Origin of the sequence: Mesorhizobium sp. M1409 (genome assembly GCF_040317535.1) — a bacterium.
In the GTDB taxonomy this organism is placed as follows: Bacteria; Pseudomonadota; Alphaproteobacteria; order Rhizobiales; family Rhizobiaceae; genus Mesorhizobium.
On record NZ_JAMYKV010000001.1, the window covers coordinates 178,048 to 203,939 of the forward strand.

General features: G+C 63.6%; 21 protein-coding genes and 1 pseudogene. 6 read left to right on the forward strand and 16 right to left on the reverse strand.

Annotation, left to right across the window (positions count from 1 at the left end; genetic code table 11):
- Positions 1-49 precede the first annotated feature (49 nt).
- The gene (locus tag NKG99_RS00875) at positions 50-1,840 is read right to left on the reverse strand and encodes an outer membrane beta-barrel protein (RefSeq protein WP_352863278.1); all 1,791 of its coding nucleotides are present in this window, start codon (positions 1,838-1,840) and stop codon (positions 50-52) included.
- Between the two features lie 251 nt (positions 1,841-2,091).
- On the opposite strand from NKG99_RS00875, the gene NKG99_RS00880 reads away from it, so the two are divergent.
- Positions 2,092-3,093, forward strand: coding sequence for a KpsF/GutQ family sugar-phosphate isomerase (locus tag NKG99_RS00880; protein ID WP_352863279.1), 1,002 nt, complete (start codon positions 2,092-2,094; stop codon positions 3,091-3,093).
- A gap of 4 nt (positions 3,094-3,097) precedes the next feature.
- Here the strand turns inward: NKG99_RS00880 and NKG99_RS00885 are convergent, their stop codons facing one another.
- The 13 genes and pseudogenes from NKG99_RS00885 to NKG99_RS00945 form a co-directional block, all read right to left on the reverse strand.
- Positions 3,098-3,562 (reverse strand): NfeD family protein, encoded by a 465-nt coding sequence (locus NKG99_RS00885; protein ID WP_352863280.1) that lies wholly within the window; start codon positions 3,560-3,562, stop codon positions 3,098-3,100.
- An 11-nt stretch (positions 3,563-3,573) separates the two neighbouring features.
- Positions 3,574-4,524 (reverse strand): SPFH domain-containing protein, encoded by a 951-nt coding sequence (locus NKG99_RS00890; protein ID WP_352863281.1) that lies wholly within the window; start codon positions 4,522-4,524, stop codon positions 3,574-3,576.
- A gap of 88 nt (positions 4,525-4,612) precedes the next feature.
- Positions 4,613-5,857 carry an NAD(P)/FAD-dependent oxidoreductase gene (locus NKG99_RS00895; RefSeq protein WP_352863282.1) on the reverse strand — a complete coding sequence of 415 codons (1,245 nt, stop codon included), beginning with the start codon at positions 5,855-5,857 and terminating at the stop codon, positions 4,613-4,615.
- A 152-nt stretch (positions 5,858-6,009) separates the two neighbouring features.
- Positions 6,010-7,074 carry a ferrochelatase gene (gene hemH / locus NKG99_RS00900; protein ID WP_352863283.1) on the reverse strand — a complete coding sequence of 355 codons (1,065 nt, stop codon included), beginning with the start codon at positions 7,072-7,074 and terminating at the stop codon, positions 6,010-6,012.
- Between the two features lie 136 nt (positions 7,075-7,210).
- Entirely contained in the window at positions 7,211-9,250 is a 2,040-nt protein-coding gene (locus NKG99_RS00905; RefSeq protein ID WP_352863285.1) for a 5'-nucleotidase C-terminal domain-containing protein, read from the reverse strand.
- Between the two features lie 188 nt (positions 9,251-9,438).
- Complete coding sequence (gene omp10 / locus NKG99_RS00910; RefSeq protein WP_352863287.1) at positions 9,439-9,816, reverse strand: outer membrane lipoprotein Omp10; 378 nt, start codon at positions 9,814-9,816, stop codon at positions 9,439-9,441.
- A 187-nt stretch (positions 9,817-10,003) separates the two neighbouring features.
- Positions 10,004-11,449, reverse strand: a complete 1,446-nt coding sequence (locus tag NKG99_RS00915; protein WP_352863289.1) for a homospermidine synthase — start codon at positions 11,447-11,449, stop codon at positions 10,004-10,006.
- 129 nt (positions 11,450-11,578) lie between these two features.
- Complete coding sequence (locus NKG99_RS00920) at positions 11,579-12,511, reverse strand: heme-dependent oxidative N-demethylase family protein (RefSeq protein WP_352863291.1); 933 nt, start codon at positions 12,509-12,511, stop codon at positions 11,579-11,581.
- A complete protein-coding gene (locus NKG99_RS00925) occupies positions 12,508-12,795 on the reverse strand; it encodes a YciI family protein (protein WP_352863293.1) in 288 nt (95 codons plus the stop codon). Before NKG99_RS00925 ends, NKG99_RS00920 begins: the two co-directional genes overlap by 4 nt.
- Before the next feature lie 14 nt (positions 12,796-12,809).
- Positions 12,810-13,473 (reverse strand): annotated as a pseudogene (locus tag NKG99_RS00930) (aminotransferase class IV family protein).
- Positions 13,422-14,567, reverse strand: a complete 1,146-nt coding sequence (locus NKG99_RS00935; RefSeq protein ID WP_352863295.1) for an aminodeoxychorismate synthase component I — start codon at positions 14,565-14,567, stop codon at positions 13,422-13,424. The pseudogene NKG99_RS00930 and the gene NKG99_RS00935 overlap by 52 nt, the downstream one beginning before the upstream one ends.
- Positions 14,568-14,769: 202 nt before the next feature.
- Positions 14,770-15,549, reverse strand: coding sequence for a helix-hairpin-helix domain-containing protein (locus tag NKG99_RS00940; protein WP_352863297.1), 780 nt, complete (start codon positions 15,547-15,549; stop codon positions 14,770-14,772).
- A 363-nt stretch (positions 15,550-15,912) separates the two neighbouring features.
- Positions 15,913-17,760: a M3 family oligoendopeptidase gene (locus tag NKG99_RS00945; protein WP_352863298.1), complete on the reverse strand. Its 1,848-nt coding sequence runs from the start codon at positions 17,758-17,760 to the stop codon at positions 15,913-15,915.
- Between the two features lie 160 nt (positions 17,761-17,920).
- Here NKG99_RS00945 and NKG99_RS00950 point away from each other — a divergent pair, with 160 nt between their 5' ends.
- Together NKG99_RS00950 and NKG99_RS00955 are read left to right on the forward strand one after the other, a co-directional pair.
- The gene (locus tag NKG99_RS00950; RefSeq protein ID WP_352863299.1) at positions 17,921-19,456 is read left to right on the forward strand and encodes a sigma-54-dependent transcriptional regulator; all 1,536 of its coding nucleotides are present in this window, start codon (positions 17,921-17,923) and stop codon (positions 19,454-19,456) included.
- Positions 19,457-19,816: 360 nt separating this feature from the next.
- Positions 19,817-21,646 carry a peptidoglycan L,D-endopeptidase MepK gene (locus tag NKG99_RS00955; RefSeq protein ID WP_352863301.1) on the forward strand — a complete coding sequence of 610 codons (1,830 nt, stop codon included), beginning with the start codon at positions 19,817-19,819 and terminating at the stop codon, positions 21,644-21,646.
- Positions 21,647-21,827: 181 nt separating this feature from the next.
- Here the strand turns inward: NKG99_RS00955 and NKG99_RS00960 are convergent, their stop codons facing one another.
- Complete coding sequence (locus NKG99_RS00960) at positions 21,828-22,466, reverse strand: 2-dehydro-3-deoxy-phosphogluconate aldolase (protein ID WP_352863303.1); 639 nt, start codon at positions 22,464-22,466, stop codon at positions 21,828-21,830.
- Between the two features lie 200 nt (positions 22,467-22,666).
- Here NKG99_RS00960 and trhO point away from each other — a divergent pair, with 200 nt between their 5' ends.
- The 3 genes from trhO (at position 22,667) to NKG99_RS00975 (ending at position 25,515) form a co-directional block, all read left to right on the forward strand.
- On the forward strand, positions 22,667-23,587 hold the full coding sequence (gene trhO / locus NKG99_RS00965) for an oxygen-dependent tRNA uridine(34) hydroxylase TrhO (protein WP_352863304.1): 921 nt from the start codon (positions 22,667-22,669) through the stop codon (positions 23,585-23,587).
- A gap of 124 nt (positions 23,588-23,711) precedes the next feature.
- Positions 23,712-24,449, forward strand: a complete 738-nt coding sequence (locus NKG99_RS00970) for a tellurite resistance TerB family protein (protein WP_352863306.1) — start codon at positions 23,712-23,714, stop codon at positions 24,447-24,449.
- 310 nt (positions 24,450-24,759) lie between these two features.
- Positions 24,760-25,515 (forward strand): SDR family oxidoreductase, encoded by a 756-nt coding sequence (locus NKG99_RS00975; protein WP_352863308.1) that lies wholly within the window; start codon positions 24,760-24,762, stop codon positions 25,513-25,515.
- On the opposite strand, the gene NKG99_RS00980 is transcribed toward NKG99_RS00975, so the two are convergent.
- Entirely contained in the window at positions 25,516-25,890 is a 375-nt protein-coding gene (locus NKG99_RS00980; RefSeq protein ID WP_352863310.1) for a YciI family protein, read from the reverse strand.
- Positions 25,891-25,892 lie beyond the last annotated feature (2 nt).

A 25,892-nucleotide genomic window follows, 5' to 3' on the forward strand; every position in this document is an offset into this window, starting at 1 on the left:
GTCAAGCTCGCGACATATGGCTTTGCCTGACTGTGCTTGGCTAGATTTCCTATCTCTGCACTTTCACGCCGAGGAAGATGCTGTTGGCGGTATAGTCGCGGCCCGGTAGATTGCTGGTCAGCTTTTCGGTCCTCACCCTTGTGGTCAGGCCGGCATAGCGGTTCAGCCACAAGGTCATGCCCGCCTCGGCGCTCAAGATCCTGTCGTGGCCGTCGATGCCGACATAATCACGCCAGTCCAGGCCCAAAGCCGCATTTCCGGTGAGGTTGGCGCGAATCCGACGTTCGGCGGTCAGGCGCCCGGAATAGAGGATATCGCCGCTTTCATTGGCCGTGGTCGTGGGCTCGACGGTGGTCCGCCCGGTCAAGCCGATCGTGGTGCCGCGTTCGGGCGACCATTTGAGGTCGGCGTTGATGGTGGCACCCGAAATCGCATCCAAATCTTTGTCATCGATCGCTTCCCTGAGCCAGCCGGCCGAGAATTCACCCGACAGTTTCTCACCCATGTCGAGCGCAAGGCCGGCGCGGGCGCCTAGCCGCGTCGACGAGCGCTCGAAGCCTTCATTGTCGATGCGTTGATCATAGGCCCGGCGGCCAACCTCGATTTCGGTGAAAGGGGTGAGGGCGGGGGAGATCTCGTAGCCGGTGCGCAAGGTCGCGGTGTAGAGCGTGGAGTCTTGATCCTTCTGCGACAGCGAGGTGCCGTTCGAAAGCCTGGCGTCGCCATAGAAGTCGTGCGAGACCGCGCCGGTGAGCGTGTACTGCATCTTGCCGACGTGTTTTTCGACGGCGAGGCTGCCGTTGATGGTCTGCCGCAGCGGCTGCTTGCTGACGCCCGCGATGGCGTCCGGCGACGACGCCGATTCCGGCACGGCCTCATAGCCGAGCTTGGCGATGGCGCGCAGTTCATTGTCGAGGTCGAGATTGAGCTGGCCTTCGATGCGCCCTTGCTCATTGTGAACCGGGTAACCCGAGACGGTCTCGCGGAACAGGCCATAGCCGTCGATCGTGGCGGAGTTCTCGCGCCAGTCGGAGGCGGCGGAAAAGCGCAGCGCTGTCTCGGACAGCAGTGCCGACTTGCCGGCATTGCTCGAATCGCCGTTCGACGTGGCGGTCAGGCCCTGTTCGATCGTCGGTCGGATGACGAAGGAGCCCCATTTGACGCCGGTGGCGGCGAACGGGTCATCCTCCGGCTTCTTTTTCTGGCCTTCGATGGCGTTCGTGCGCTCCGCTCCTGGGTCGAGCTTCTGCTTGTCGGCGCTGTCGATGGTGAGGGCGCGGCGGTTGGCCGTTTCCTCGTCGGTGCCTGCACTATCGCTGGCATCCGTCGTGGAGGCGGTCGTGGAAGCGGTGATGTCGGTGGCTGCCGCCGTCGACTTCTTCTTTTTTTTCGACTTGTCCGCGGTCTTGTCCCTGGCTTGGTCGGCCGCATTCTGCCCGGCGGTCGATGAGCGGCGGCGAGGCTTGGGCGGCGCCGCGGTGTCGGCGGAAGTATCGTCGGTGGCTGCCGGCGGGTCGAAAACGCTGCCGGTCGCGGTTGCGTCACCGGTGTCCGTATCGTCGGGCACAGCGCCGGCGCTGGCCGGCAGATAGGTGCGGGCCAGCGCATTGTCTTGCGCCGCATTGGTCGGGGCCTGACCCTGCGCCGCCAAAGCGAGCTGTCTCGCCTTGCGCTGCTGGTCGGACAGGATCGCCGATTCCGAAACCTCGCCGCGCAGTTCCGTTTCCTGCGCATGGAGCGCCGTTGGGCGCAGCAGGGCAAACATGCTGGTCGCCAGCAGCAAGGCGCAGACCGCCTTGCCCTCACGTCCTCTCGATTTTTCTGGCTGGGCCCCGGACATCGCCACCACTGCTTGCGCGGCGCACGCGCGCCATACTTACCGAACCGTAAATGGGGATGGTTAACGGAGGGTTGAGGCGGCAGGCCGTTGGCCGCCTGAAGCGCTGACTTCCCAAGGGATTCATACGGCGCGCGTTAAGCTTTTTGGTCTCCATGCCTGTCGTTGTCGCAAACCGCCGCACACATTCGGGCGACATGCCCAGGGCCATTTCCGTTGGACAGCGCGCCGGCAAAGCGCTAATCGCTTCAGCCATGCATGCGGGATCCCTGGATAACAAGCCTTTGGACAGGCAAGCGTCGATCGATTCGGCGCTGAGGACGGTGGCGACCGAACAGGCCGGAGTAGCGGCCCTTGCCGAGGCCTTGGAGAACGGATTGGCCGCGCCTTTCGCCCAGGCCGTCGAGACGATCTCCGGGATTGAAGGCCGGCTCATCGTCACCGGTGTCGGCAAAAGCGGCCATATCGGTTCGAAGATCGCGGCGACGCTGGCCTCGACCGGCACGCCGGCTTTCTTTGTCCATCCCGCCGAAGCCAATCACGGCGATCTCGGCATGATCGCCAGGGACGACGCCATCATCGCCATGTCGTGGTCGGGCGAAAGCAAGGAACTGATGGGCATCGTCGCCTATTCCAGGCGCTTCTCCATCCCACTTATCGCCATCACCGCCGGAGAGACATCGGCACTGGCTCGGGCCGCGGACGTCGTGCTGCTTTTGCCGCGCGCGCCGGAGGCATGCCCGCACGGCCTGGCGCCGACGACATCGACGCTGCTGCAACTGGTAATGGGCGATGCACTGGCGATCGCCCTGCTCGAAGCGCGCGGCTTCACGCCGGACCATTTTCGCACCTTCCACCCGGGCGGCCAGCTCGGCGCCAATCTGACGCAGATCCGCGAGATCATGCATGTCGGCGACAGGCTGCCGCTGGTGGTCACCGGCACCGGCATGCAGGACGCGATCCTGGAACTGTCGCGCAAGGGATTTGGCTGCGTGGCGATCACCGACGCCGACGGTGCGCTGGTCGGCATCATCACCGATGGCGACATCCGCCGTCATATCGGCAGCAATCTGCTGGCGATGACGGTGGATCAGGTGATGACAAAAAGACCGAAGACGGCGGCGCCTGACACATTGGTGGCGACGGCGCTGCAGACGATCAACAATTCAGCCATCACCAGCCTGATGGTGGTGGAGGGCCGCAAACCAGTCGGCCTCATCCACCTGCACGATCTCTTGCGGATCGGCGCGGCCTGAACGTTCAGACGGGCTCCACCGTCAGCTCCAGATCGGTGTCGGCCGCACCCGTCACGCGCACTTGCGTGCCGGCCGGCAGATCCGGACCGGAGACACGCCACAGCGTGTCGCCCAGCTTGATGCGGCCACGTCCATCCCGGATCGGTTCGGCAAGTGTCGCCATCCTGCCGACCATTTGCGCGCCACGCCGGTTGAGCAGCGGCTGGTCGGTCGGGTCATTGCGACTGCCGACCAGTCTCTTGCCGATATAGGCCGAGACCAGCGACAGCGCCAGGAAGGCGAGGACCTGGACCTGCCAGGTCCAGAAAGCGGTGTCCCAGATCAGCAGCGACACGGCGCCGATGATCAGGGCGGCGATGCCGATCCACAGCATGAAGATACCGGGCGCGATGATTTCCATCACCAGCAGGGCGAAGCCGAGAACCATCCAGTTCCACGGGCCAAGTTCGGAAATGATGCGGTCGATCATGGGTTTCGAGCTCAGTTATCGGTCGGGCGAACGACTGGCGGGCGCGCGGCCTGCCTTTGCGCGCCGGTCGTGCCTTCGCTGCGGAAAACCTCCTTGGCTATTTCGCCAATGCCGCCGAGCGAACCGATCAGCGACGACGCCTCGAAGGGCATCAGCACGATCTTGCTGTTGGTGGCCGTGCCGATCTTGCCCAGCGCTTCGGTGTATTTCTGGGCGACGAAGTAATTCAGCGCCTGCACGTCGCCCTTGGAAATGGCTTCCGACACCACCTGCGTGGCGCGGGCTTCCGCCTCGGCCGAACGTTCGCGTGCCTCGGCGTCGCGGAAGGCGGCTTCCTTGCGGCCTTCGGCTTCGAGGATCTGCGACTGTTTGAGGCCTTCGGCGGCGAGGATCTGCGCGCGCTTGTTGCGTTCCGCCGTCATCTGCCGACCCATCGATTCGATGAGGTTGGCCGGCGGGTTGATATCCTTGATCTCGACGCGGGTGATCTTGATGCCCCACGGATGCGCTGCTTCGTCGACGACGCGCAGCAGCCGCTCGTTGATGGCGTCGCGGTTCGACAACAGCTCGTCCAGATCCATCGAACCCATGACGGTGCGGATGTTGGTCATCGTCAGATTGAGGATGGCGTTCTGCAGGCCCGCAACCTGGTAGGCGGCCTGCGCCGCATTGAGGATCTGGAAAAAGGCAATGCCGTCGACACCGACGATGGCGTTGTCGCGGGTGATGATTTCCTGGCTTGGAACGTCAAGCACCTGCTCCATCATGTTCATCTTGGCGCCGACGCGGTCGACGAACGGGAAAATGAAATTGAGGCCCGGGCTCAGTGTCTTGGTGTAACGGCCAAAGCGCTCCACCGTATAATTGTAGCCTTGCGGGATCGTCCTAATGCCTTTGATCAGAAGCACCAAGACCAGAAGGGCAAGTGCACCAACCGCAATATCGAAACCACTGAAATCCATTTGGCTCTCCCTCGGACGTAGGCCGCACAAGCCATTCTCGCGCAACCGACTTCACCAAAGGCTTAAGTGTATTTCAGACGCGTTACAATCAGGTGATGATGGATTGTTTGTCGAATTGCATCCTACGGTTGAAAGAAAACAGCCTTGCATCCGTATCGTCCAGCCCGTTGATCGAAGCCGAGACAATCTCGGAAGCGATCCGCGAAAAGGTGATGCCGTTGCCACCGTAGCCCATCACCGCATGGATGCGAGGATGCCTGGGAATGGCGCCGATATAGGGCAGGCCGGTGGTCGTGGTGCCAAAAGAACCGGTCCAGGCGAATTCAGGCCTGGTGTCGAGATGCGGAAATATCAGGCCAAGTTTTTCGGCAATGCGTGCGCTCTTGTCAGCGATCAGCTCGTCGCGCTGGGTCTCATCGACAAAGTCCTCGTCCTCGCCGCCGCAGACGACCCTGCCGTCGGCTGTCGCGCGCAGATAGAGGTAAGGGTCCGACGCTTCCCAGATGAAGGCTGCCCGAGGCCAGATCTTTCGCGATTGCGGTCGTGTCGCGATCGCCCAGGTCGAGACGATCTGGTGGACTGCTGCCGGCACGATATCGACGAGTTCGTAGCCGGTGGCCAGAACAACATGTCGCGCGATGATGGTCGGGCCATCCCTGGTCGCGACGACAACCGCGTCGGCGCTGTCCACGATCACCGTCGCTTCGACGGGGGCATAGAAACGTGCCGTGCGCTCCACGGCCTTGAGCAACAAGCCGGCCGTCAGCTTGCGCGGGTCGAGTGCGATATTGCCATGGCTGAGGATGGCGCCATCACGATCGATGCCGAAATTTTCCGCCAGCGCCGCCGGTGTGAGGTAGGTCGCGCCGATGCCGGCTTGCCGCCGCGCGTCGGCCTCGTCACGCAGTTGCGATGGGCTGAGCAAGGTGCCGGCCAGATAGAGCGAAGGCGTGCGGCTCAGACCACAATTGATGCCGAGTTCGGCGATGCGGGCGGCAAGATTGGAAATGGCGAGCCGCGAGCGTCGCCAGGCCTGGTTCGCCGAGTCTCTGCCGATCATCTTTGACAGCGTCGAAAGCGGCTGATCAAGCTCGAATTCCACCAGCGCGGTGGTCGCGGCCGTCGAGCCTTTCAGCGGGCCGCGCCGGTCGATGCAGATCACCGCATGGCCCTGCGCCGTCAGAGCTTCCGCCATCATGGCGCCGCTGATGCCCATGCCGACGATCAGCACATCTGTCTTGACGTCCCGGGTCAGGCTGTCCGTCGGCACCGCAGGCGCGCGATAGGCGGACCAGACTGGCCGTCCAGTTCTCAGGTCGAGCTTGCGGGGCATCGAATTCTCCGGAGGGCGCGCCTTAACGCCCCGGAGCTTGTGTTGTTCCGCTTCAGAGCGGCTCACCGCTTCACGGAAGCGGCGAGCCGCTCCAACTCTTGTTTGAAGCAATTCCGGACGGAAAACCGTTTCACACTTTTCCTGGAATTGCTTTAGACCCAGCCGGACAGTTCGCGCCGCACCATCGCCTCGATCACCGCCATGCCCTCGGCGCTGTCGTTGAGGCAAGGGATATGGGCGAAGTTCTTGCCGCCGGCATGATGGAAGGTCTCGGCCGCCTCGCGGCCGATCTCGTCCAGCGTCTCGATGCAGTCGACGGAAAAGCCGGGATTGACGATGGCGATCGACTTCACGCCGTCCTGCGCGAGTCTCTCGACCGTCTTGTCGGTATAGGGCTGCAGCCATTCCTGCGCGCCGAAGCGCGACTGGAAGGTGATGATCAGTTTCTTGTCATCCCAGCCGAGCCGTTCACGCAACAATCGCGTCGTCTTCTGGCAATGGCAATAATAGGGATCACCCTTCTCGAAATAGGGTTTCGGGATGCCATGATAGGAGGTGATGACCACCTCCGGCTCGAAATCAAGCGTCGCCAGATGCTGTTCGATCGAGCGCGCCAGCGCTTCGATGTAGACCGGCTCGTCGTAGTAAGGCGGCACGCTGCGGATGGCCGGTGCACGGCGCATTTTCATCAGCGCGCGAAACAGCTGATCGTTGGCGGTTGCCGTGGTCGTCGCCGAATATTGCGGGTAGAGCGGGAACGAAAGAATGCGGTCGCAGCCTTGGTCGACCAGACGCTGGGCAACGCTTTCGGTCGAAGGATTGCCATAGCGCATCGCCCAATCGACGACGATTTCGGGCAGGTCGCGCAGCGCTTCGGCCAGCTTCTCGCCCTGGCCGCGAGTGTAGGTGCGCAGCGGCGACTCGTTCTTCTCCCGGTTCCAGATCCGGGCATAGTTGGCGCCCGACGTCTTCGGTCGCCTGGTGAGCACCAGGCCATAGAGGATCGGATACCAGATCGCCCCGTTGAGTTCGATGACGCGTGGGTCGGACAGGAATTCTCGGAGGTAGCGCCACATCGACTTGAAATCGGTGCCGTCAGGCGTGCCCAGATTGACCAGCATGATGCCGATCTTGCCCGCCTTGACCGGCGGGTGTCCGGCGGGCAACGGGCCAAGTGCCTTCGCGGCCTTGGGATCGACAGGGGTGGATAGCGTCATAAGGGTTCTCCGGGAGACGCGAACCTAACCATCTTGTGTGCGCTTTCAATGCAGCGTCTGGCCGCACCTTATCCCGAAAACAGGACGCCCGCCCGGTTTCTCGGGCGGGCGGTGTCTTTCAGGCATCGAAGCGAGGTCATTTCGGCGGGATGGTCAGGGTCGCGCCGACCGGAAGCCGACGCGGCTCGTAGCCCTTGTTGGCGTCCGAAATGACTTTCCACTTGGTGCCGTCGCCATAGGCCTTCACCGCCAGATCCCAGTAGGTATCGCCGGCAACGATGACATGGCTGCTTTCGGCCGGTGCCGGTGCCGGTGCCGCAGGGGCAGGAGCCGGTGCCACTTCAGCCGGTTTTGCCGGTTCGGCCGGTGCTGCAGGCGGGGCTGGCGCTGTCTCAGTCGATATGGCCGGCGGTGTGTTGGCGATATCGCCCGAGTTGGCCGGCAATTCAGGCATTGAAGGCGCCGCGTCCGCGGGCTTGGCGGCTTCAACCGGTGCGGGTGCCGGGGTAGCCGGAACTGCTTCGGCCGGCTTGGCTGGTTCGGCCGCGGGTGCCGCCGCGACGGTCGCCGCGATCTCGGTGATGCGGCCGTCGAGCTTCGGCGTGTAGGGCCGGTGGGCGCCAAGATAGTCGGCAACCACCTGTTCAAGACCCGGACCGTAGTCATAGGCGTTCCTCGCCTTGTCGGCGAAGACCTTGTAGCCGTCGCCGCCCTGGCGGACATAATTGTTGGTGGCGACCAGATAGTCCTTGTCCGGATTGAGCGGCGTCCAGGCGCCGCCTTCCATGACCTCCACCGACTTGACGCGGCCGGCATTGGGTGCGGCGGACTTGTCGAAGGAATATTTCAGGCCGGCGACCTGCGGGAAGCGCCCGGCGCCGTCCTCGACCTGGCTGAGGCCGTTCTCAAGACCGGCCACCAGGTCCTTGCCGGAAATCTGGAAGGTTGCCAGCGTGTTCTGGAACGGCAGCACGGTCAGCACCTCGCCCATGGTCACGGTGCCCTTGTCGATCGATGCGCGCAGCCCACCGCCATTGGAGATGACGATCTCGACGCCCTGTCCCTTGACGCGGTCGAGGATGGCGTCGGAGACGAGGTTGCCCATCGCGCATTCTCGGGTACGGCAGCTCTCGCGGCTGCCGTCGATCACGTCGGTGGTCTCGGCCACTTCCTTGTTCTTCAGCGCCTCGATCGGCGCGCCAAGCTCCTTGATGCGGGCGAGCACGGCCGGGTCGGGCGTGATCGACTTGTCGAGATAGATCGGGTCGCCGCTGGCCGATTTGACGACGCCATTGTCATCGAACACCACCTTGAACTCGCCGAGATATTTCGAGTAAGACGCCGCCTGCACGACCGGCACCTTGTAGCCGTCCGGGTTGTCGACCATCGTCGGGTAGGGGCCTTCAGCCTTGGGGTCGGTGTTCGACAGCAGCGAATGGCTGTGGCCGCCGACGACGACGTCGATGCCCGGAATCTTGGCAATGACGTCGCGCTCGCGTCTGTAGCCAATATGGGTCACGGCGATGATCTTGTTGATGCCCTCGCCCTTCAGCTTCTCGACCTCGGCGGTGATCGACTTGACGTCATCCTCGATGGCGACATTGGGGCCGGGGGAGGCGAGGTCCGGGGTGTCGTTGGTGATCGCGCCGATGACGCCGATCTTCTGACCGCCGACCTCGACGACAACAGACGGCTTGACGCGGTCGCCGAGCTTGGATTGCGCGTTGGCCTTCACATTGGCACCCAGCACCGGGAACTGGATCATGTCGAGGAACGGCGCCAAGGCGACTTCGCCGTCGTCGAATTCATGGTTGCCGAGCGCCATGGCGTCGAACTTCATCTGGTTGAGGAATTCGCCTTCGACCTTGCCCTTGTATGTCGTGTAGAACAGCGAGCCCTGGAAATTGTCGCCGGCGCTGAGCAGCAGCACATTCTGGCCTTCCAGCTTCTTGCGCTCCTGGGCGATAGCGGTGATCAGCCGACCTGCGCCGCCGATGCACTCGCCCTTGGTCTCCTCGTCGGCCGAGCAGGTCGATTCATATTTGTTGTTGCCCTCGATGCGGCTGTGCCAGTCGTTGATGTGCAGGATGTTCAGTGTGTAGTCGGCAAAGGATGCGCCGGCCGACAGGCCGAGGGCTGAGGCGGACAGGGCGGCAATGGCAGCAAGCTTCTTCATCTTCGTCTCCCGGAAAGCTGATCGAGGCCTTTAACGCTCTTGCTTGACTGGAACATTACAGTCGGCGCTTTGGCCATGTTCCCATCGCGTTCCAGATGACGCAAGCGGAAATCCGGGAACCTTTGCCGGCATAAAAAAGGACGGCGGCCAATCGGCCGCCGTCCTTAGGAGAGCGAATGCTCGCTGGTTCAGACGCGTCGTGTCAGCACGAAATTCTGGCCGCTGGCGCTGGTGCAGTTGAGCTGGCTTGTCGAAACCATCAGGCAGTTGAAGCTGACTGGCGTCTGGCGGATCAGAGAGGTGCCGTTGATCTGCACCGAAGTGGCGCCGGTCATCGTGTAGCTGCCATCGGCAAGCTTCTGGCCTGTGTCGGTGGCGACGGTCGTGAAGGTGCCGCCGGCGAAGGTCGACAGGCCGGTGCCCTTGGCGTCGATCCAGGAGCCTTCAACGCCTTTCGGCGACGCCGCCATCGGCGGTTCATCGGGGCCGCTGGTGGCACAAGCAGCAAGCAACGCCGCAATGGCCCCCGCCAAACTCATAGAAAGAACCTTGCGCGCAATAGTCATGTGAAAATCCTCTCCTCTCGCATCGGCCGAAAAATCGGAATCGACTTTCGGAAAGCACGATGCGGGCATCCAAGTTTCCAGAGCGCACGCCGTGCTGTCAAACGGGCACGCGGTCGCTCTCGTCCGCATCCTTCAATCGCCCGATTTCCGGGCGATTGCAAGGCAATGGGGCCTATGGAACGCACCGCTATCGAACGAGGATGTTGCGGAATTGCCACGGATCGTCCCGGTCGAGGTCTTCCGGGAACAGGCCGGGACGGTTATCGAGCGGCGTCCAGTCGGTGTAGTGGCCCTCGACCGGCCCGAGATACTGGGACTGCACTTCCAGGCAGCGCCTGTAGTCCATCTCGTCGGCCTCGACGATGCCGGCCTCCGGGTTTTCCAATGCCCATACCATGCCGGCGAGAACCGCCGAGGTGACCTGCATGCCGGTGGCGTTCTGATAGGGTGCCAGCTTGCGCGCCTCGGCGAGCGAGAGGTGCGAGCCGTACCAGTAGGCATTCTTGTCGTGGCCGTAGAGCAGCACGCCAAGCTCGTCGAGGCCGTCGACCAGCTCGTTCTCGTCGAGCACGTGGTGCACAGGCTGAGCCTTGCCGGCGGCGCCGAACATCTCGTGTAGCGACAGCACCGCGTCGTTGCAGGGATGGTAGGCATAGTGGCAGGTCGGGCGGTAGTGCACCTTGCCCTTCTTGCCGCGTACGGTGAAGAAATCGGCGATCGAGATCGCCTCGTTGTGGGTGACCAGGAAACCGTATTGCGCGCCGGGCGTCGGGCACCATGAGCGCACGCGCGTGTTGGCGCCGGGCTGCTCCAGGTAGATCGCGGCCTTGGAGCCATGCTTGTGCTTCTTGGCGTTCTTCGGCATCCACTTCTCATGCGTGCCCCAGCCGAGCTCGGCGGGCTGCAGGCCTTCGGAGATGAAGCCCTCGACCGACCAGGTGTTCCAGAACACATTCATCGGCTTCGGCTTCTTGGCGCGCTGGGTGTCGCGCTCGGCGATGTGGATGCCCTTGACGCCGGCCTTCTTCATCAGCTTGGCCCAGCCCTCGCGGTCGTCCTGCGCAGGCTCCGAAAACTCGAGGCCAAGATCGGTGGCGAGATTGACCAGCGCCTGTTTGACGAACCAAGAGACCATGCCTGGATTGGCGCCGCAGGTGGAGATGGCCGTCGCACCGCCGGGCTTGTCGTGCTTTTCCTGGATCATCGCCTCGCGTAGCGCGTAGTTGGTGCGGCTGGCATTGTCGGCCTCGGCATCGAAATAGAAACCGAGCCATGGCTCGACGACGGTGTCGATGTAGAGCACGCCGAGCTTGCGGCAGAGGCGCATCAGATCCACCGAGCCGGTATCGACCGACAGGTTGATGCAAAAGCCCTGACCACCGCCATTGGTCAGAAGCGGCGTCAAGAGCTTCTTGTAGTTCTTCTCGGTCACCGCTTCCTGGACGAAGGCGATGCCGCGCTCGTCGAGCAGCTTGCGGTCGGTGTCGCGCGGGTCGATGACCGTCATGCGCGACTTGTCGAACTGGAAATGGCGCTCGATCATCGGCAGCGTTCCCCGGCCGATCGAACCAAAGCCGATCATCACGACAGGGCCGGTGATCTCACCGTAAACGGGCCAGTTTTCAGTCGCCATTTTATCGAACACTCCTTCAAAGCCCAGGAAGCTGGGAAAAACGCACACAAAACCGGGCATCCTTGCCCGGCGGCCATGCGCTACATCACAGATCATTGTCACAAACCAGCGAAAAGCGCCAACCAGCGGCTAGCCGTCATTGGCCATGTGGTTAAGGACCACGATCAGCCGGTCGCGGTCTGATGTCAGGCCCTTGTAGTCGAGCTGGGCGAGATCGAGCGCTTCGAGCTGGCCGGCGAAAGATACAGCCAGCGTTGCCCGATCCGGATGCCGGGCGAGCACGGTGAGGGGGTCGAGATGGATGCGGATGGTGAACAGGATGTCACGTGTAACCGGTAGTTTCCGCAGGGTTTGCCGCTCGACGCGGATGAAGGCATGGGCGTCGATATCGCCATCGGGAAAGCGCGACGGCCGGTTGGTGGCGCGGTCCATGCGCTGCAGGTCGGAGAGCGGATGATAGAGCGCGTCGCCCGACTGGATCGACCAGTTGTAGCGCTCGACGGCTTGTCCCTGGAGGCCATCGAACATCCGGTGGATCAGCTCGGCCGGACGCGTGCCCGGGCCGAAACCCGGCACCGGCGCGTGGATGTCCTGCAGCGGCTTACCGAACTTTTCCAGGAGCGACCAGGATGAGGGAAAGCACAGCGAGCCGGCAACGAGCCGCCAGCCGGCGTCGCTACGGCGCATCAGGATCAGGTCTTCCTGGACGAGCTGTGAGGCCCTAGCCAGCGGAGCATCGGCGAGGGAAGCAGGCAGGCGGCCCGCCGCGCCCACGGCCTCGACCCCCGACCCGGTGCGCCGATAGGTTTCGGGGAACCTCTCCAGCAGATGCGCATCGAGCAAATCGAGCACTTCCTGCTGGGCGTCCCGCGTGCCATCCTCCTCGACGAAAACACGCTCGGGGATTTCGGCATAGAGCCGGCGCTTCTCGGCGAGATAAGGCAGCAGATGATCGTCGACCTCGATCCAGTCCGCCGGATCGAGCGGCTTCAGCCCGATGCTGAAGAGTTTCGACGAACCGTCGTAGGGCGTGTGGGCGGGGAGCACCTCGGCCACGCTCATGCTTCCTTGAAATGATCGAGGCTGGTGGCGGTCATCCTCGCCAGGAATTCGGTGACATCATAGTCGGCCGCGCCTGCCTTGGCGAAAGGGTCGGCGGCCAGCCTGACGTCGAGCACCTCGCGCGGACATCGTGCGATGATGACGCCGCCGGTCCTAGGCTTCTTCGGCCCGGAGGCGACGAAGATGCCGTCCGCATAGCAGGCCTTCAGCCACTCGACATGCGCGGCCTGCAAGCGGTCGATCTCGGTCAGCGGCACTTTGTAGTTCAGCGAGACGACAAACATTGTCTGGGCTTCTCTCAGGTAAGTTTGGCCGGAATCAGTCCGCGCAGCGAATTGCCGACGAACAGCGTCCTTGCGGATTTCAGATCGTCCAAGCTGTAGATCGCTTCACGGGCGCGGCCTTCATCCAGAAGCTCGGCGCGCAATACGCCAGGCAGCAGGCCGCAGTCGAGCCGGGGCGTCGCCAGCGCGCCGTCGCCGAAAATCGGCGAAGACATTGGTGATGGTGCCTTCACAGATTTCGCCGCGCTCGTTGGCCAGGATCACCTCGTCGGCCTGGGTGATGAGATATTCGGCGCGGGCGTGCGTGTAGAGCTGCCGCCGGCTGGTCTTGTGGCGCAGCAGCGGATCGTGCGAATCGAGCCTCGTTCGCGCCAGCCGCAGCAACCAGACCTTGTCGGCGGCGAGCGGTTCGTAGGGGTGTGCCGAGGCGGTCACCTTGCCGTCATGCGACAGGACGAGGCGGGTGCGCATGGCAATGCCGGACCCGCTGACCGCGCTGCTCAGCGCCTCGCCGACCTTGCCCGGATCATAGCGGAAGCCGAGCTCAGCCGCCGAGCCGTAGAGGCGGGCGAGATGACGATCGAAGCGCAGGAAGCCCGAGCCGGGTTCCCAGCGCATGGTCTCGATCAGCTGGAAATCGGCGGTGTTCCCGTCGCGAAGCGCGCTTTCAGCAGACACTCCTGATACTCCTCCCGCGCCGTCGAATCGAAGACGACGCCGCCACCGACATTGTAGACGGCCTCGCCGCCGGAAAAGAGCGAGATCGTGCGGATCGCCACGGAAAAGCGCATCGTGCCGCCGGGCGCGATCCAGCCGATGGCGCCACAATAGACATCGCGCGGCGTGCCTTCCAGATCGTGCAGGATTTCCATGGCGCGAATCTTTGGCGCGCCGGTGATCGAGCCGCAAGGAAACAGCGCCGCAAAGATCTGGCGGATGGAGAGACCCGGAAGCAGTTTGGCCCTGACATCGCTCACCATCTGATGGACGGTCGGATAGGTTTCGATGCGGAACAGCGCCGGCACGTCCAGCGTGCCGACCTCGCTGATCAGCGAGATATCGTTGCGCAGGAGATCGACGATCATGCGGTTTTCGGCCTGGTTCTTCTCGTCGTTGCGTAGGAAGATCTTCTGCCGCTCGTCCTCGGCCTTGGTCGCGCCGCGGGACGCCGTGCCCTTCATCGGATGCGTCTCGATCATGCCCCCGGCGTCGATCTCGAAAAAGAGTTCCGGCGAGCGCGACAGCACGATGGGTTCACCGAGCGCGACGAGCGCGCCATACTTTACCGGCTGGCGTTCGGTCAGCGCATCGAAGGCGGCCAGCGGGTCGCCTGACCATTGCGCATGCACCGGAAAGGTCAAATTGCCCTGGTAGCAATCGCCCTGCCTGATGTGCTGGTGCAGCCGCGAGAAGCGCTTCTCGTAGTCCTTGGGCGACCACGTCGCGCGGGCGTCGAAGATCGGGCCATTGGTCGCCGCGGTGTTGCGGGGCGGCACCGCCTCTTCGACCGGCGCATCGAAAACGCCAAGGCACACGAGCGGAGCGCGGCGCCCGTCCGGCAGCAAGGGAACGAGCTTGGGTTCCAGCAGATACCCCGCCTCATAGGAGAAATAGCCGGCAAGCCATTTGCCGGCGTCGTGCGCGGCTTGCGCTGCTTCCAGTGCCGGCAGGAAATCCCTTGCCTCATGCGCCAAGATGACATCGGCCGGCCGGTCGAAAACGAGCTGGCGCGCGCTTTCGTCGTTGCGGAAAATGGCGGCGGGCACGGACATGGGACTCGGATGCTGCGGTCGATGAAGCCGTCGACCGCTCTATATGGGGGGCCGCTCGCGCGCAATCGAGGGAACGGCACGCTGCCACTCAAAGCCGACCTTGGGGCCGATCTCAAGGCCATTTCCGGGTCAATATTGCGGGCCAAAAACAAAACGGCGGCGCCCTGGGCACCGCCGTTTGCAACAATATTGCCTCTGCCGCTCAAGTGTTGCTGGCGGTTCCCGCAGTTGGAAACTGCTTGGCGAATTCCTTTTCGTTGCCGGCGGCGAGCAGCTTGGCCTGCTCGATCCAGCGCTCGCGTGCGATGCGGCCGTCGAAATTCATCACGTCCTCGATCCGCTTGACATCGGCGGCTGTCCAGCTGGCGATCTGGGCGAAGCTGGTGACGCCTTGCGCCTTGAGCAGCTTCTCGTTGACCGGCCCAATGCCGATCAGCCGACGCAGATTGTCAGGCTTGCCGGATGCTGGCTTGGCCGGTGCCGGTGCGGCTTTCCTGGCTGGGGCTTCCTTTGGTGCGGTCGAATTCTTGGCTGCCGAGGCCGCGGCTGCCGGCTTGCTCGCCGCGGACTTGACCGCAGGTTTCGACGCTGCCGGCTTTGGCGCCGCCGATTTCGCAGCCACCGCCTTTGCAGGGGCGGCCTTCGCGGCCGCCCGTTTGGCAGGCGCCGGCTTTACGGGCGCGGATTTGGCCGTCGAAGGTGTCGACATCACGGCCGAGGGGGCAGCGTTTGTCTTGGCACTGGCAGCGGGTGCTGCCTGCGCATCGCGCAGCCGGCGCTCAAGGTCGGCGCGAGTCTTGCCGCATGCATTGAGTTCACCGGTCAGCCGGTCGCTGTCGGCGCGCAGTCTGTCGCGCTCGCCGCGTGTGCGGTCGATGTCGCCACGCAAGCTGTCCAACTCACCGCGCAGGCGGCCCCACAGGAACCAGCCCACCAGCACGCCTACCAGGAACGCCAGGAGCATGTAGAAAAAAGTGCCCATTGTGTCTCTCCAGTCAGATCCGTCTGCCGTGGGGTCATGACCTTCGGCGAAGGACTACTCGATGGTGGTTCCGCGGTTCGCGGAACAGCCGGCTTCGGTTCGAGCTGTCGGCAATCGGCCTTGCTTGCCATGGCCAACGGCCATCGTCGCGTTCGCCTGAGTGCTACGGCCGGCTGAGATATTTCCTCGCAGATCCGCATGCGCTCCGGCTGAGCTTGTAGCGAAGGCTATCATAGAGCTCGTGGAAAGCTATCGGAAAAACTTCGGTGGAGAGTACTTCAAGAACAGATATTTAGAGCAAGAATACAGCCATACCAATGTGCATTCCGGCTAAACTGTTTGGTGACGCCCGCGGGACGCATTTCACGTGTCGAGCACTTCCAACTCGTCGATCAGGCCGCTGATGACGCCAAGCCCGATCTGCCAGAAGGCGGGGTCGGTGGCGTCAAGGCCGAAGGGCGCCAGAAGCTCTGAATGATGCTTGGTGCCGCCGGCGCGGAGCATTTCGAAATACTTGTCCTGAAAGCCGCGCTCGGCGTTCTGGTAGACCGCATAGAGCGAGTTCACCAGGCAGTCGCCGAAAGCATAGGCATAGACATAGAAGGGCGAATGGATGAAGTGCGGGATGTAGGTCCAGAACACCTCGTAGCCTTCGCGCAGCTTGATCGCCGGACCCAGGCTTTCGGCCTGCACTTCGAGCCAGAACTGGCCGAGCCTGTCGGAGGTCAGTTCGCCGTTCTTGCGCTCGGCATGCACCTTGCGCTCGAATTCATAGAAGGCGATCTGGCGCACGACCGTGTTGATCATGTCCTCGACCTTCTGGGCGAGCATGGCCTTGCGCTCGCGCCTGTCGGTGGTCTGGTCGAGCAGCGAGCGGAAGGTCAGCATCTCGCCGAAGACGGACGCCGTCTCGGCCAGTGTCAGTGGCGTCGAGGCCATCAGCGCGCCCTGGCCGCTGGCCAGCACCTGATGCACGCCATGGCCAAGTTCGTGCGCCAGCGTCATCACATCGCGCGGCTTGCCCATGTAGTTGAGCAGCACATAGGGATGCGCCGACGGCACGGTCGGATGCGCGAAGGCGCCGGGCGACTTGCCCGGACGCACCGGCGCGTCGATCCAGTTGTGGTCGAAGAAGGTTCGCGCGATCTCCGCCATGTCGGGCGAAAAGCGCTGATAGGCGGACAGCACGGTGTTCCTGGCCTCGTCCCAGCCGATGATCGCCTGAGGCGTATCCGGCAACGGCGCGTTGCGGTCCCAGTGGTTCATAACCTCCATGCCGAGCCACCGCGCCTTCATCGCGTAGTAGCGGTGCGACAGGCGCGGATAGGCATCGCGCACGGCGGACGCCAGGGCATCCACCACGCCGCGCTCGACGCGGTTGGCGAGATGGCGTGAATCGGCGATGTCCTCGAAGCCGCGCCAACGGTCTGAAATTTCCTTGTCCTTGGTCAGCGTGTTGGTGATCAGCGTGAAAGTGCGCAAATTCTTGCGGAAGGTCGTGGCCAGCGCCTCGGACGCCCGGCGGCGCACCTCGCTATCGGCGTCCTGCAGGCGGTTCAGCGCCGGCTCCAGCGTCAGTTCCTCGCCGTCGATGGCGAAGCGAAGATCTGTCATCGTCTCGTCGAACAGTCGGTTCCAGGCACCGCGCCCGGTGATCGATTTTTCGTGGAAGAGCTGCTCGACACGGTCCTCGAGCTGGTAGGGCTTGTCCTTGCGCAGATCGAGCACCCACGGCCGATAGTGGCCGAATGCGGGATCGCCGGCGAGCGCGCCTTCGATGGCGGCATCATCGATCAGGTTGAGTTCGAGCGCGAAGAACAGAAGGTGCGCGCTGGCGTCGGTCATCTTCTCCTGGATGTCGCCATAGAGCTTGGCGCGCTGCGGGTCGGCGGTGTTGCCGGCATAGACCAGTCCCGCATAGGAGACGATGCGGCCGATCAGTTCCTCCAGTGCCTCGTAGGCGACAAGCGCCTCGCCCAGCCTGCCTCCGCTGCCGCGCTCGGCCTCGGCGGCCAGCGTGCCCTTCCAGCGGCTCTCGAAGCTGATCGCATCGGTGGCCGCCTTGGCGATATCGCGCTTCAGCTCCGGCGCGTCCATGCCGGCATAGAGGTCGGCAAGGTTCCATTCCGGCAGGTCGCCAAGCTCGGCCGCGCCCTGGCCGGACGCTGGCGCCGCAAGCCGCCGAGCGGAAACCGTGTGCCCAGAAACCATGTGCATCGCCGACACCTTCCGTGGCCAAGGTTCAAGGGGAAACGAGAAGCCGGTCAAATCCTAAGGAATTCATTCACCGGGTTTTTTGAAACCTTATTTAGAACCCTGTGCCAAGATGGTCCACAGGGCAGAATTCCTCGGGCGGGCAGTCATACCAGTCATGACAGGTTCCATACTCATAGTCGATGACGATCCCGTGCAGCGCCGGCTGCTCGAAGCGGCGGTGACTCGGTTCGGTTACACGGCCATCGTCGTCGATGGCGGCGCGGCTGCTCTCGATGTCCTCGACGGGCCCAGCGCCCGCGAGGTTTCGGTGGTCATCCTCGATCTGGTCATGCCCGGTCTCGACGGCATCGGCGTGCTTAAGGCGATGCGCGAGCGCGACATAAATGTCCCGGCCATCGTGCAGACCGCCCAGGGCGGCATCGAGACCGTGGTCTCGGCGATGCGTCACGGCGCCTTCGATTTCGTCGTCAAGCCGGCGTCTCCGGACAGACTGCAGGCGTCGATCGGCAATGCGCTCAAGGTCGAGGCCGTCGAGGGCGAGGTCAAGCGCACGTCGCGCCGGCGCAGCGGCCTTCTGACCTTCAAGGACATGATCACGCACAGCCCGGCCATGGACAGGGTGATCCGCCTCGGCCAGAAAGCGGCGGCATCCAACATTCCGATCCTGATCGAGGGCGAGTCCGGCGTCGGCAAGGAGCTGGTGGCGCGCGCCATCCAGGGCAGCGGCGACCGCCGCTCGAAACCCTTCGTCACCGTCAATTGCGGCGCCATTCCCGACAATCTGGTCGAATCGATCCTGTTCGGCCACGAGAAGGGCTCATTCACCGGCGCGACCGACAAGCACACCGGAAAATTCGTCGAAGCGCATTCCGGCACGCTGTTTCTCGACGAGATCGGCGACCTGCCGCTCGACGTGCAGGTCAAGCTGTTGCGCGCCGTGCAGGACGGGGAGGTCGACCCGGTCGGCGGGCGCTCGACCGTCAGGGTCGACATCAGGCTGATTTCGGCGACGCACCGCAACCTCCTGCAGCAGGTCAAGGACGGCAAGTTCCGCGAGGATCTGTTCTATCGGTTGAACGTCTACCCGATCTTCGTACCGCCGCTGCGCGACCGCCGCGACGACATCCCCTATCTGGTCAGCCATTTCATGGACAAGGTCGCGCCGGCCGACCCGCGTCGCCGCCTGCAAGGCATTTCGGCCGCGGCGCTCGCCGTGCTGCAGGCCTATGACTGGCCCGGAAACATCCGGCAGCTCGAAAATGCCGTCTTCCGGGCCTCGGTGCTTTGCGAAGGCGATGTGCTGACCACGGAGGACTTCCCGCAGATCCGGGCGCAGGTGGAAGGCACCGTCAACCTCGACACGGACGACGATGCGCCGTCGCCGTCCCTGCCTCCGGAGGGGTACGAAGAAGAAGCCTTGCCCGGCGAGGTTAGCCCGGCAACCGGGTCCGATGCGCCGGCCAGGTTGCCGCCCCGCTTCGGCACGTTGCGGGCGCTCGACGATCGCGGCAATGTACGCGCGCTGGCCGATGTCGAACTTGAGATGATCAAGCTCGCCATCGATCACTACAACGGCCAGATGAGCGAAGTCGCCCGCCGACTCGGCATCGGCCGCTCGACGCTCTATCGCAAGCTCAAGGAATACGGCATCGATCCCGAGACCGGCCGCGTCGACCGGCTCGCTTCCTGAGGCACAAGGCCGGCGCCAGTCCGCAATGCCACAATAGGCCGTATACCGGCCGTTGGCGGATTGTGGCGGCACAACGCTGTTCACGCATTAAGGCTAACGGTAACAGATCGTGTTCCGCGCAAAGGCGGAAACATGATCTAAACCAGTGGTTTACCAAGTAACCCTGTGTACAATTTTTGACGGGATATCGCCACGGTGTTACCGCATTTCGACTTCAATAAGCGATGATTAACCATTAGGATCGATATTCGGATGTGACCACGACACATCCGTTTGGACAAATCCGGGGACAAACGGCAGCCTGCAAGGCCTTTTGATTTGAACAGAATCGAACGACACACGAACGGGCGGCACCATCAAGTGAGCGTCTGGCCGAAGTGGCTGGCGGCGTTGATTGTCGCATTTGGTTTTGTCGCCGCGGCTGGGACTGGAGCCAACGCCGAAACACGTTCGCTGAAGCTTTATCACCTCCACACACACGAAAAGGCCGAGATCGTCTACAAGCGCAACGGCCGCTACGTCCCGGAGGGTCTCAGGAAGATCAACATCATTCTGCGCGATTGGCGTCGCAACGAGCCGACCAAGATGGATCCGCGTCTGCTCGATCTGGTCTGGGAAGCGTACCGGGAAGCTGGCGCCACGGACTACATCCAGGTCGTCTGCGGCTATCGCTCGCCGTCGACGAACTCGATGCTGCGCAGCCGCAGCCGGGGCGTCGCCGAGAAGAGCCAGCACATGCTCGGCAAGGCGATGGACTTCTACATTCCCGGCGTGCCGCTGAAGAAGCTGCGCAATATCGGTCTCAAGATGCAGGGCGGCGGCATCGGCTACTATCCGTCCTCCGGTTCGCCGTTCGTCCATATGGATGTCGGCAATGTGCGCCATTGGCCCGGCATCAGCCGCCAGGAACTGGTCAGCCTGTTCCCCAATGGCAAGACGCTGCATGTGCCGAGCGACGGCAGGCCGCTGCCCGGCTTTGAGCAGGCGCTCGCCTCCTACAAGGCGCGCAAGGGTTCGGGCTCGCCGGCCATCGAGTTGGCCAGCGCCGGTGGTAGCGGCAAGAAATCAGGCGGGTTCCTATCGGCCTTTTTTGGCGGCGGCGACGACGAGGCCGACGACAGCGCCGATGTCGAGACCGCTTCGGCCGCACCTCCGCCCAAGGCGAGAAACTTGAAGCCGGCCGCGGCAGCCAAGACCAGCAACCTCCCGGGCATCGCCATCGTGGCGCCGGAGAACGCGCAGCGCGCCGCGGTTCCGCAGGTGACCGAGGAGCAGGCCCCCGAGCCGGAACAGGACACGCCGGAGACGATCATAGCGGCATTGCCTGCACGCAGCGTTCCGTTGCCTGATTTCGCACCACGACCGAAGGCCGATGTCGGCGCTCAGCCGCCTGAAAACGTTCCTTTTGGGATGGCGGACGCGACAGCCACAACCGAGCAGGCCGTGGCGACCGCACAGGCGCCGGCGACCGTTCCTTTCGGCATGGCCGATGCAACGGCTTCGGCTGATCCGGCCCAAATTGCCGTCAACAACATACCGTTGCCGACATGGCGCCCCGACACTTCGCTGCCAGCCGCTCTGGCTGCGTCGCCCAGCAAGACTGTGCTGATGGCGCTGGCCGATACGGCTGAGCACGGCAAGACCGGGACCGATGCGTTCTCGGTGCTGCCGACGGCGCGCCCCGAGATGGCCCAGCCGGACGCCGTCAAGGCCGTTCTCGACGAGGCCAATGCCCAGGTCGGCGCGGCCGACGAATACCAGGTTGCTTCCTTGTCCGCGTCCGAGCCGCGTTCGGCCTTCAACGATCCGTCGGGTAACGATGCCGCATCGCCGCGCGAGGCTGTCGTTGCCCGCCCGGCCGGCTCCGATCCGGCCGCCGCGATCGGCGCCGGCGTGAAGACCACCCGCAAGGAATCGAGAGCCACCGCGCGCGACCTGAAGCCAGGCCCCAAGGCGATGGTGGTTGCCGCCGCACCGCAGGCCGCCCGCTGGGCACTGACCAGCGGTGAGAATGTCGCCACCGTTTCCAGCGCGACGACGGCGCCGGGCTACGCCTACAGCATCGTGCACACGGCGCCGAGCGAGGTCTACACGGCCGGCTTCCAGCAGGGCTACCAACTGGCCGACGCCAACCGCTTCACCGGCAATGCCGTCAAGTTCCTCTCGGTCGCCCGCTTCCAGACCAAGTAAGCGATCAGCAATCGACAAAGCCGCGCCGGGCAACCGGCGCGGCTTTTTGCTGCGAGACCACCCGGTCTGACATTGCAGTGATCGTGGACGGCTCGAAACCTGCGACGGATCCTGCTTGCAACAGGAAAACCGCGACTCGCTCGACGCAAGTCGGCCGGTTTTTCATGCCGTGACGAAGGCCTTATTTCGCGAGCTTGCTCGCCGCGCGAGCCAGGGCTTCGATCTCGTCCCACCTGCCGGCCTTGACCATTTCGTCGGGCGCCACCCAGGAGCCGCCGACGCAGATGACATTGGGCAGGCTGAGATAGTCGGCTGCGTTCTTGCCGGTGATGCCGCCGGTTGGGCAGAATTTCACATCGGCGAGCGGCGAGGCGAAGGCCTTCAGTGAAGCGATGCCGCCCGACTGCTCGGCCGGGAAGAATTTGAGAAAGCGCAAGCCGGCTTCCCGTGCGGCCATGATCTCGCCGGGCGTGATGGCGCCGGGCAGCAGCGGAACATCGCTGTCGGCGGCTGCCGCCAGAAGCTCGCGGGTAATGCCGGGGCTGACGATGAATCGCGAGCCTGCGCTCGCTGCCTCTTCGAACTGCCTGATATCGAGAATGGTGCCGGCGCCAACGATGGCTTCCTCGACCTCACCAGCCACACGCCGGATCGCCTCAAGCGCGTCGGCGGTCCGCAGCGTGATCTCGATCGCCGGCAGGCCGCCGCGTGCCAGGGCGCGGGCCAGCGGCACGGCGTCGGCGACATTGGCGATCTTCAACACCGGGATGACCGGCTGGCCGTTGAGAAGCGACAGGAGTTTTTCGGTCTTGCTGGGCATCTGCTCTCCGTATCCTAACTAAGGCGTGTCGCATGAATTGGTTTCGGCGCGACGCGCTTGACGGCAATCCAACCGATTAGCAGACGGGTGTTTTTCTGTCCATGAAACGAAGCGTGTCGCGATGTCACGCGCGGCCGGTACTTGCCTGGATTCCGGCTCTGCCTTGAATCGGCTTGCGTGAGCGTTTAGTGGCTTCGGCAATGATATCACTTCTGCCCTTTCGCGTCGCCGCGCTCTACCGGTTTGCCCGGCTCGACGCCTTCGAGGAGCTGCGCGCGCCGCTCACTGCCTTCTGTTGCGGGCGCGGCATCAAGGGCACGCTGCTTCTGGCGCATGAAGGCATCAACGGCACCGTCGCCGGCAGCGAAACGGCGATCGGCGAACTGATCGAGTATCTCGAAGCCGTCGAAGGGCTCGCCGGCCTCGAGGTCAAATACAGCGTCGCCGCGGAAATGCCGTTCCATCGTATGAAGGTGCGGCTGAAGCGCGAGATCGTCACCATGGGCGTCGCCGATATTGATCCGGCGACGAGCGCCGGAACCTATGTCGCGCCAGCCGACTGGAATGCGCTGATTTCCGAGCCCGACACTGTTATCATCGACACGCGCAACGCCTACGAGGTGTCGATCGGCACCTTCAAGGGCGCGATCGACCCCGTCACCGCAAGCTTTCGCGAGTTCCCGGCCTGGGTGGAAGCGCACCGGGCGGAGTTCGAAGGCCGCAAGGTCGCGATGTTCTGCACCGGCGGCATACGCTGCGAAAAGGCGACCGCCTATGTCAAATCGCTCGGCTTCGAGGATGTCTTTCATCTCAAGGGCGGCATCCTCAAATACCTCGAGGAGGTTCCGGCCGAACAGAGCCTCTGGCAAGGCGAGTGCTTCGTCTTCGACGAGCGGGTTTCGGTGTCGCACGGACTTGCCGAGGGCGAGGCGGAACTCTGCCGAGCCTGCCGCCATCCGCTGACGCCGAGCGACCTGACATCGCCTAAATTTGCCGCCGGTGTTTCGTGCCCGCATTGCTTCGATGCGCGTTCGGACATGGACCGCCAGCGTTATGCCGAGCGTCAGCGGCAGGTCGAGCTTGCGCAGGCGCGGGGCAGGGGTCCGCACATCGGATCGTAGGTCCGCTCTGTTATCGACAGCTACGGCAAAGCGACGGTTTGTCATTGTAATGCAAGGGTTCGGGACCTACGTCTTCGACGTTCGAAACCTGCCCGTCCGGCCGGGCAAATCCTGGAGGCACTGAATGTTCGATCCCAAGAAGCTTCTCGACGATCTGCTCGGCTCGCAAATCCCCGGCACCAGTGGCACCGTTCGCGACAAGGCGGGCCAGGCGGTGCAGATGGCCAAGGACAATCCGCTGGCCGCTGGAGCGCTCGCTGCGGTGCTGCTCGGAACCGGTGCCGGCCGCCAGATGACGGGTACCGCGGTGAAGCTCGGTGGATTGGCCGCGATCGGCGGCCTCGCCTACAAGGCCTACCAGAACTACAAGGCCGGCAATGCTCCGGCCGAGACGCCGGCAGCCGGCGAGCCTGAATTGCTGCCGCCGCCCAAGGACACCGCCTTCCACCCGTCGCAGGCGCCGCAAGGCGAGGACGAATTCACGCTGACCCTGGTGCGGGCGATGATCTCGGCGGCGAAGGCCGACGGCCATATCGACGATGACGAGCGCCAGAAGGTCGCCGGCAAGCTCAGCCTTTCGGGGATCGGCTCCGACGCCGAAAAATTCCTGATGGCGGAGCTGGCGAGCCCGCTTGACCTCGACGCGCTGGTGGCTGGCGCCCAGACCGATGCGCAGAAGCTCGAACTCTACACCGCGTCGCGCCTGACCATCGATCCCGACACACGCGCCGAGCGCGGCTATCTCGACCTGCTCGCCGGCCGGCTCGGTCTGCCGGATGCGCTGGTCGATCATGTCGAGGCGACGGTTTCGGCGACCAAGGTGCCGGCCCAGGCCGGGACTTCACCCAATCCGCGCTGGTAGGTCAAAACGGCACAGGCGGCCTTTCGGGCGTTAACCTTTCGTTAACTCAGGAAGCGCATGATTTTATGCAGTCGGATCGGCTTTTCCTCCTCCCAAGCCCGGTTCAGATCAGGGCGGTCGCCAATGACCGCCCTTTTTGTCGGCACGATCTGCTCACCTGAGCACGATCTCCAGCAGAAATCGGATTCCAATTTTCGGATCATGCTTTGTGCTTCGGCTTGCCATCGCCGCTATCATTTGCGATGCCTTTGCTTCTTGCGCAAACCCGGAAAATAGTGCGTGCGCGCGTTGCTGCCGGAGGACAACAGCCATGACCGTAAAACGAACCGCCATCGTCACCGGCGCCGGCACCGGCATCGGCAAGAGCGTCGCCACGGCGCTGCTCAAGGCCGGCTGGAACACAGTGTTCTGCGGGCGCCGCAAGGCGGTGCTGGATGCCGCGGTCGCCGAGGCCGGCCGCACCGACGCCAAGGCATTGGCGGTTGCCTGCGATATCAGCAAGGCCGGCGAGGTCGATGATCTGTTCGAGACGGTGGCGGCGGCCTTCGGCCGCGTCGACCTGCTCTTCAACAACGCCGGCATGGGTTACAAATCGACGCCCATCGACGAGATCCCGGTCGAGGTGTGGAACGATATCGTCGGCGTCAATCTCACCGGTTCGTTCCTGTGCGCTCGCGCCGCCTTTGGCGCCATGCGCAAGCAGCGGCCGATGGGCGGCCGCATCATCAACAACGGCTCGGTGTCGGCCTACGCGCCGCGCCCGGGCTCCGTGCCCTACACGGCGACCAAGCATGCCATCACCGGGCTGACCAAGACGCTGGCGCTGGACGGAAGACCCTATGACATTGCCTGCGGGCAAATCGACATCGGCAATGCGCTGACCGACATGGCGCAGCCGATGACGGTCGGCGTACCGCAGGCCAACGGCTTGATCGCCGCCGAAGCGGTGATGGACGTTCAGCACGTTGCCGACGCCGTTGTCCACATGGCCAGCCTGCCGCTCGACGCCAACGTGCTGTTCATGACGGTGATGGCGACCAAGATGCCGTTCGTCGGCCGTGGATAGTTATTTCCCAGCCAAGGGCACGCCCGGCAGGTAGAGCGCGATTGGACGGATTTCGTAGACGGCGGTCGGATTAACGCGGCGCAGGTCGCGGGCGATAACGATCGCATCGTCACGTGTCGCGCAGTCGACGACATAGAGACCGAGAAGCTGTTCCTTCGTCTCGGCGAACGGCCCGTCGAAAACGGTTCCGTCGCCTGGTCCGCGCAAGGTGCAGGCCGACCGGGTCGCCCCAAGCCGCGCCGATGGGCCAAGATTGCCTTCACGGTAAAGCCGATCGTTAATTTCGAGCAGGTCGACCATCAATGCCGCGTCCTGCTCCGGCGTCAGCGCGGTGATGGCTCCTTCCACATGGTAGGCGAGGATGGCGTAAAACATCG

Excerpts from the sequence above, each read along its gene's own strand:
- NKG99_RS00875 (WP_352863278.1), bottom strand. The coding sequence starts at position 1,840 with ATGTCCGGGGCCCAGCCAGAAAAATCGAGAGGACGTGAGGGCAAGGCG.
- NKG99_RS00880 (WP_352863279.1), top strand. The coding sequence starts at position 2,092 with ATGCATGCGGGATCCCTGGATAACAAGCCTTTGGACAGGCAAGCGTCG.
- NKG99_RS00885 (WP_352863280.1), bottom strand. The coding sequence starts at position 3,562 with ATGATCGACCGCATCATTTCCGAACTTGGCCCGTGGAACTGGATGGTT.
- NKG99_RS00890 (WP_352863281.1), bottom strand. The coding sequence starts at position 4,524 with ATGGATTTCAGTGGTTTCGATATTGCGGTTGGTGCACTTGCCCTTCTG.
- NKG99_RS00895 (WP_352863282.1), bottom strand. The coding sequence starts at position 5,857 with ATGCCCCGCAAGCTCGACCTGAGAACTGGACGGCCAGTCTGGTCCGCC.
- hemH (WP_352863283.1), bottom strand. The coding sequence starts at position 7,074 with ATGACGCTATCCACCCCTGTCGATCCCAAGGCCGCGAAGGCACTTGGC.
- NKG99_RS00905 (WP_352863285.1), bottom strand. The coding sequence starts at position 9,250 with ATGAAGAAGCTTGCTGCCATTGCCGCCCTGTCCGCCTCAGCCCTCGGC.
- omp10 (WP_352863287.1), bottom strand. The coding sequence starts at position 9,816 with ATGACTATTGCGCGCAAGGTTCTTTCTATGAGTTTGGCGGGGGCCATT.
- NKG99_RS00915 (WP_352863289.1), bottom strand. The coding sequence starts at position 11,449 with ATGGCGACTGAAAACTGGCCCGTTTACGGTGAGATCACCGGCCCTGTC.
- NKG99_RS00920 (WP_352863291.1), bottom strand. The coding sequence starts at position 12,511 with ATGAGCGTGGCCGAGGTGCTCCCCGCCCACACGCCCTACGACGGTTCG.
- NKG99_RS00925 (WP_352863293.1), bottom strand. The coding sequence starts at position 12,795 with ATGTTTGTCGTCTCGCTGAACTACAAAGTGCCGCTGACCGAGATCGAC.
- NKG99_RS00935 (WP_352863295.1), bottom strand. The coding sequence starts at position 14,567 with ATGTCCGTGCCCGCCGCCATTTTCCGCAACGACGAAAGCGCGCGCCAG.
- NKG99_RS00940 (WP_352863297.1), bottom strand. The coding sequence starts at position 15,549 with ATGGGCACTTTTTTCTACATGCTCCTGGCGTTCCTGGTAGGCGTGCTG.
- NKG99_RS00945 (WP_352863298.1), bottom strand. The coding sequence starts at position 17,760 with ATGGTTTCTGGGCACACGGTTTCCGCTCGGCGGCTTGCGGCGCCAGCG.
- NKG99_RS00950 (WP_352863299.1), top strand. The coding sequence starts at position 17,921 with ATGACAGGTTCCATACTCATAGTCGATGACGATCCCGTGCAGCGCCGG.
- NKG99_RS00960 (WP_352863303.1), bottom strand. The coding sequence starts at position 22,466 with ATGCCCAGCAAGACCGAAAAACTCCTGTCGCTTCTCAACGGCCAGCCG.
- trhO (WP_352863304.1), top strand. The coding sequence starts at position 22,667 with ATGATATCACTTCTGCCCTTTCGCGTCGCCGCGCTCTACCGGTTTGCC.
- NKG99_RS00970 (WP_352863306.1), top strand. The coding sequence starts at position 23,712 with ATGTTCGATCCCAAGAAGCTTCTCGACGATCTGCTCGGCTCGCAAATC.
- NKG99_RS00975 (WP_352863308.1), top strand. The coding sequence starts at position 24,760 with ATGACCGTAAAACGAACCGCCATCGTCACCGGCGCCGGCACCGGCATC.
- NKG99_RS00980 (WP_352863310.1), bottom strand. The coding sequence starts at position 25,890 with ATGTTTTACGCCATCCTCGCCTACCATGTGGAAGGAGCCATCACCGCG.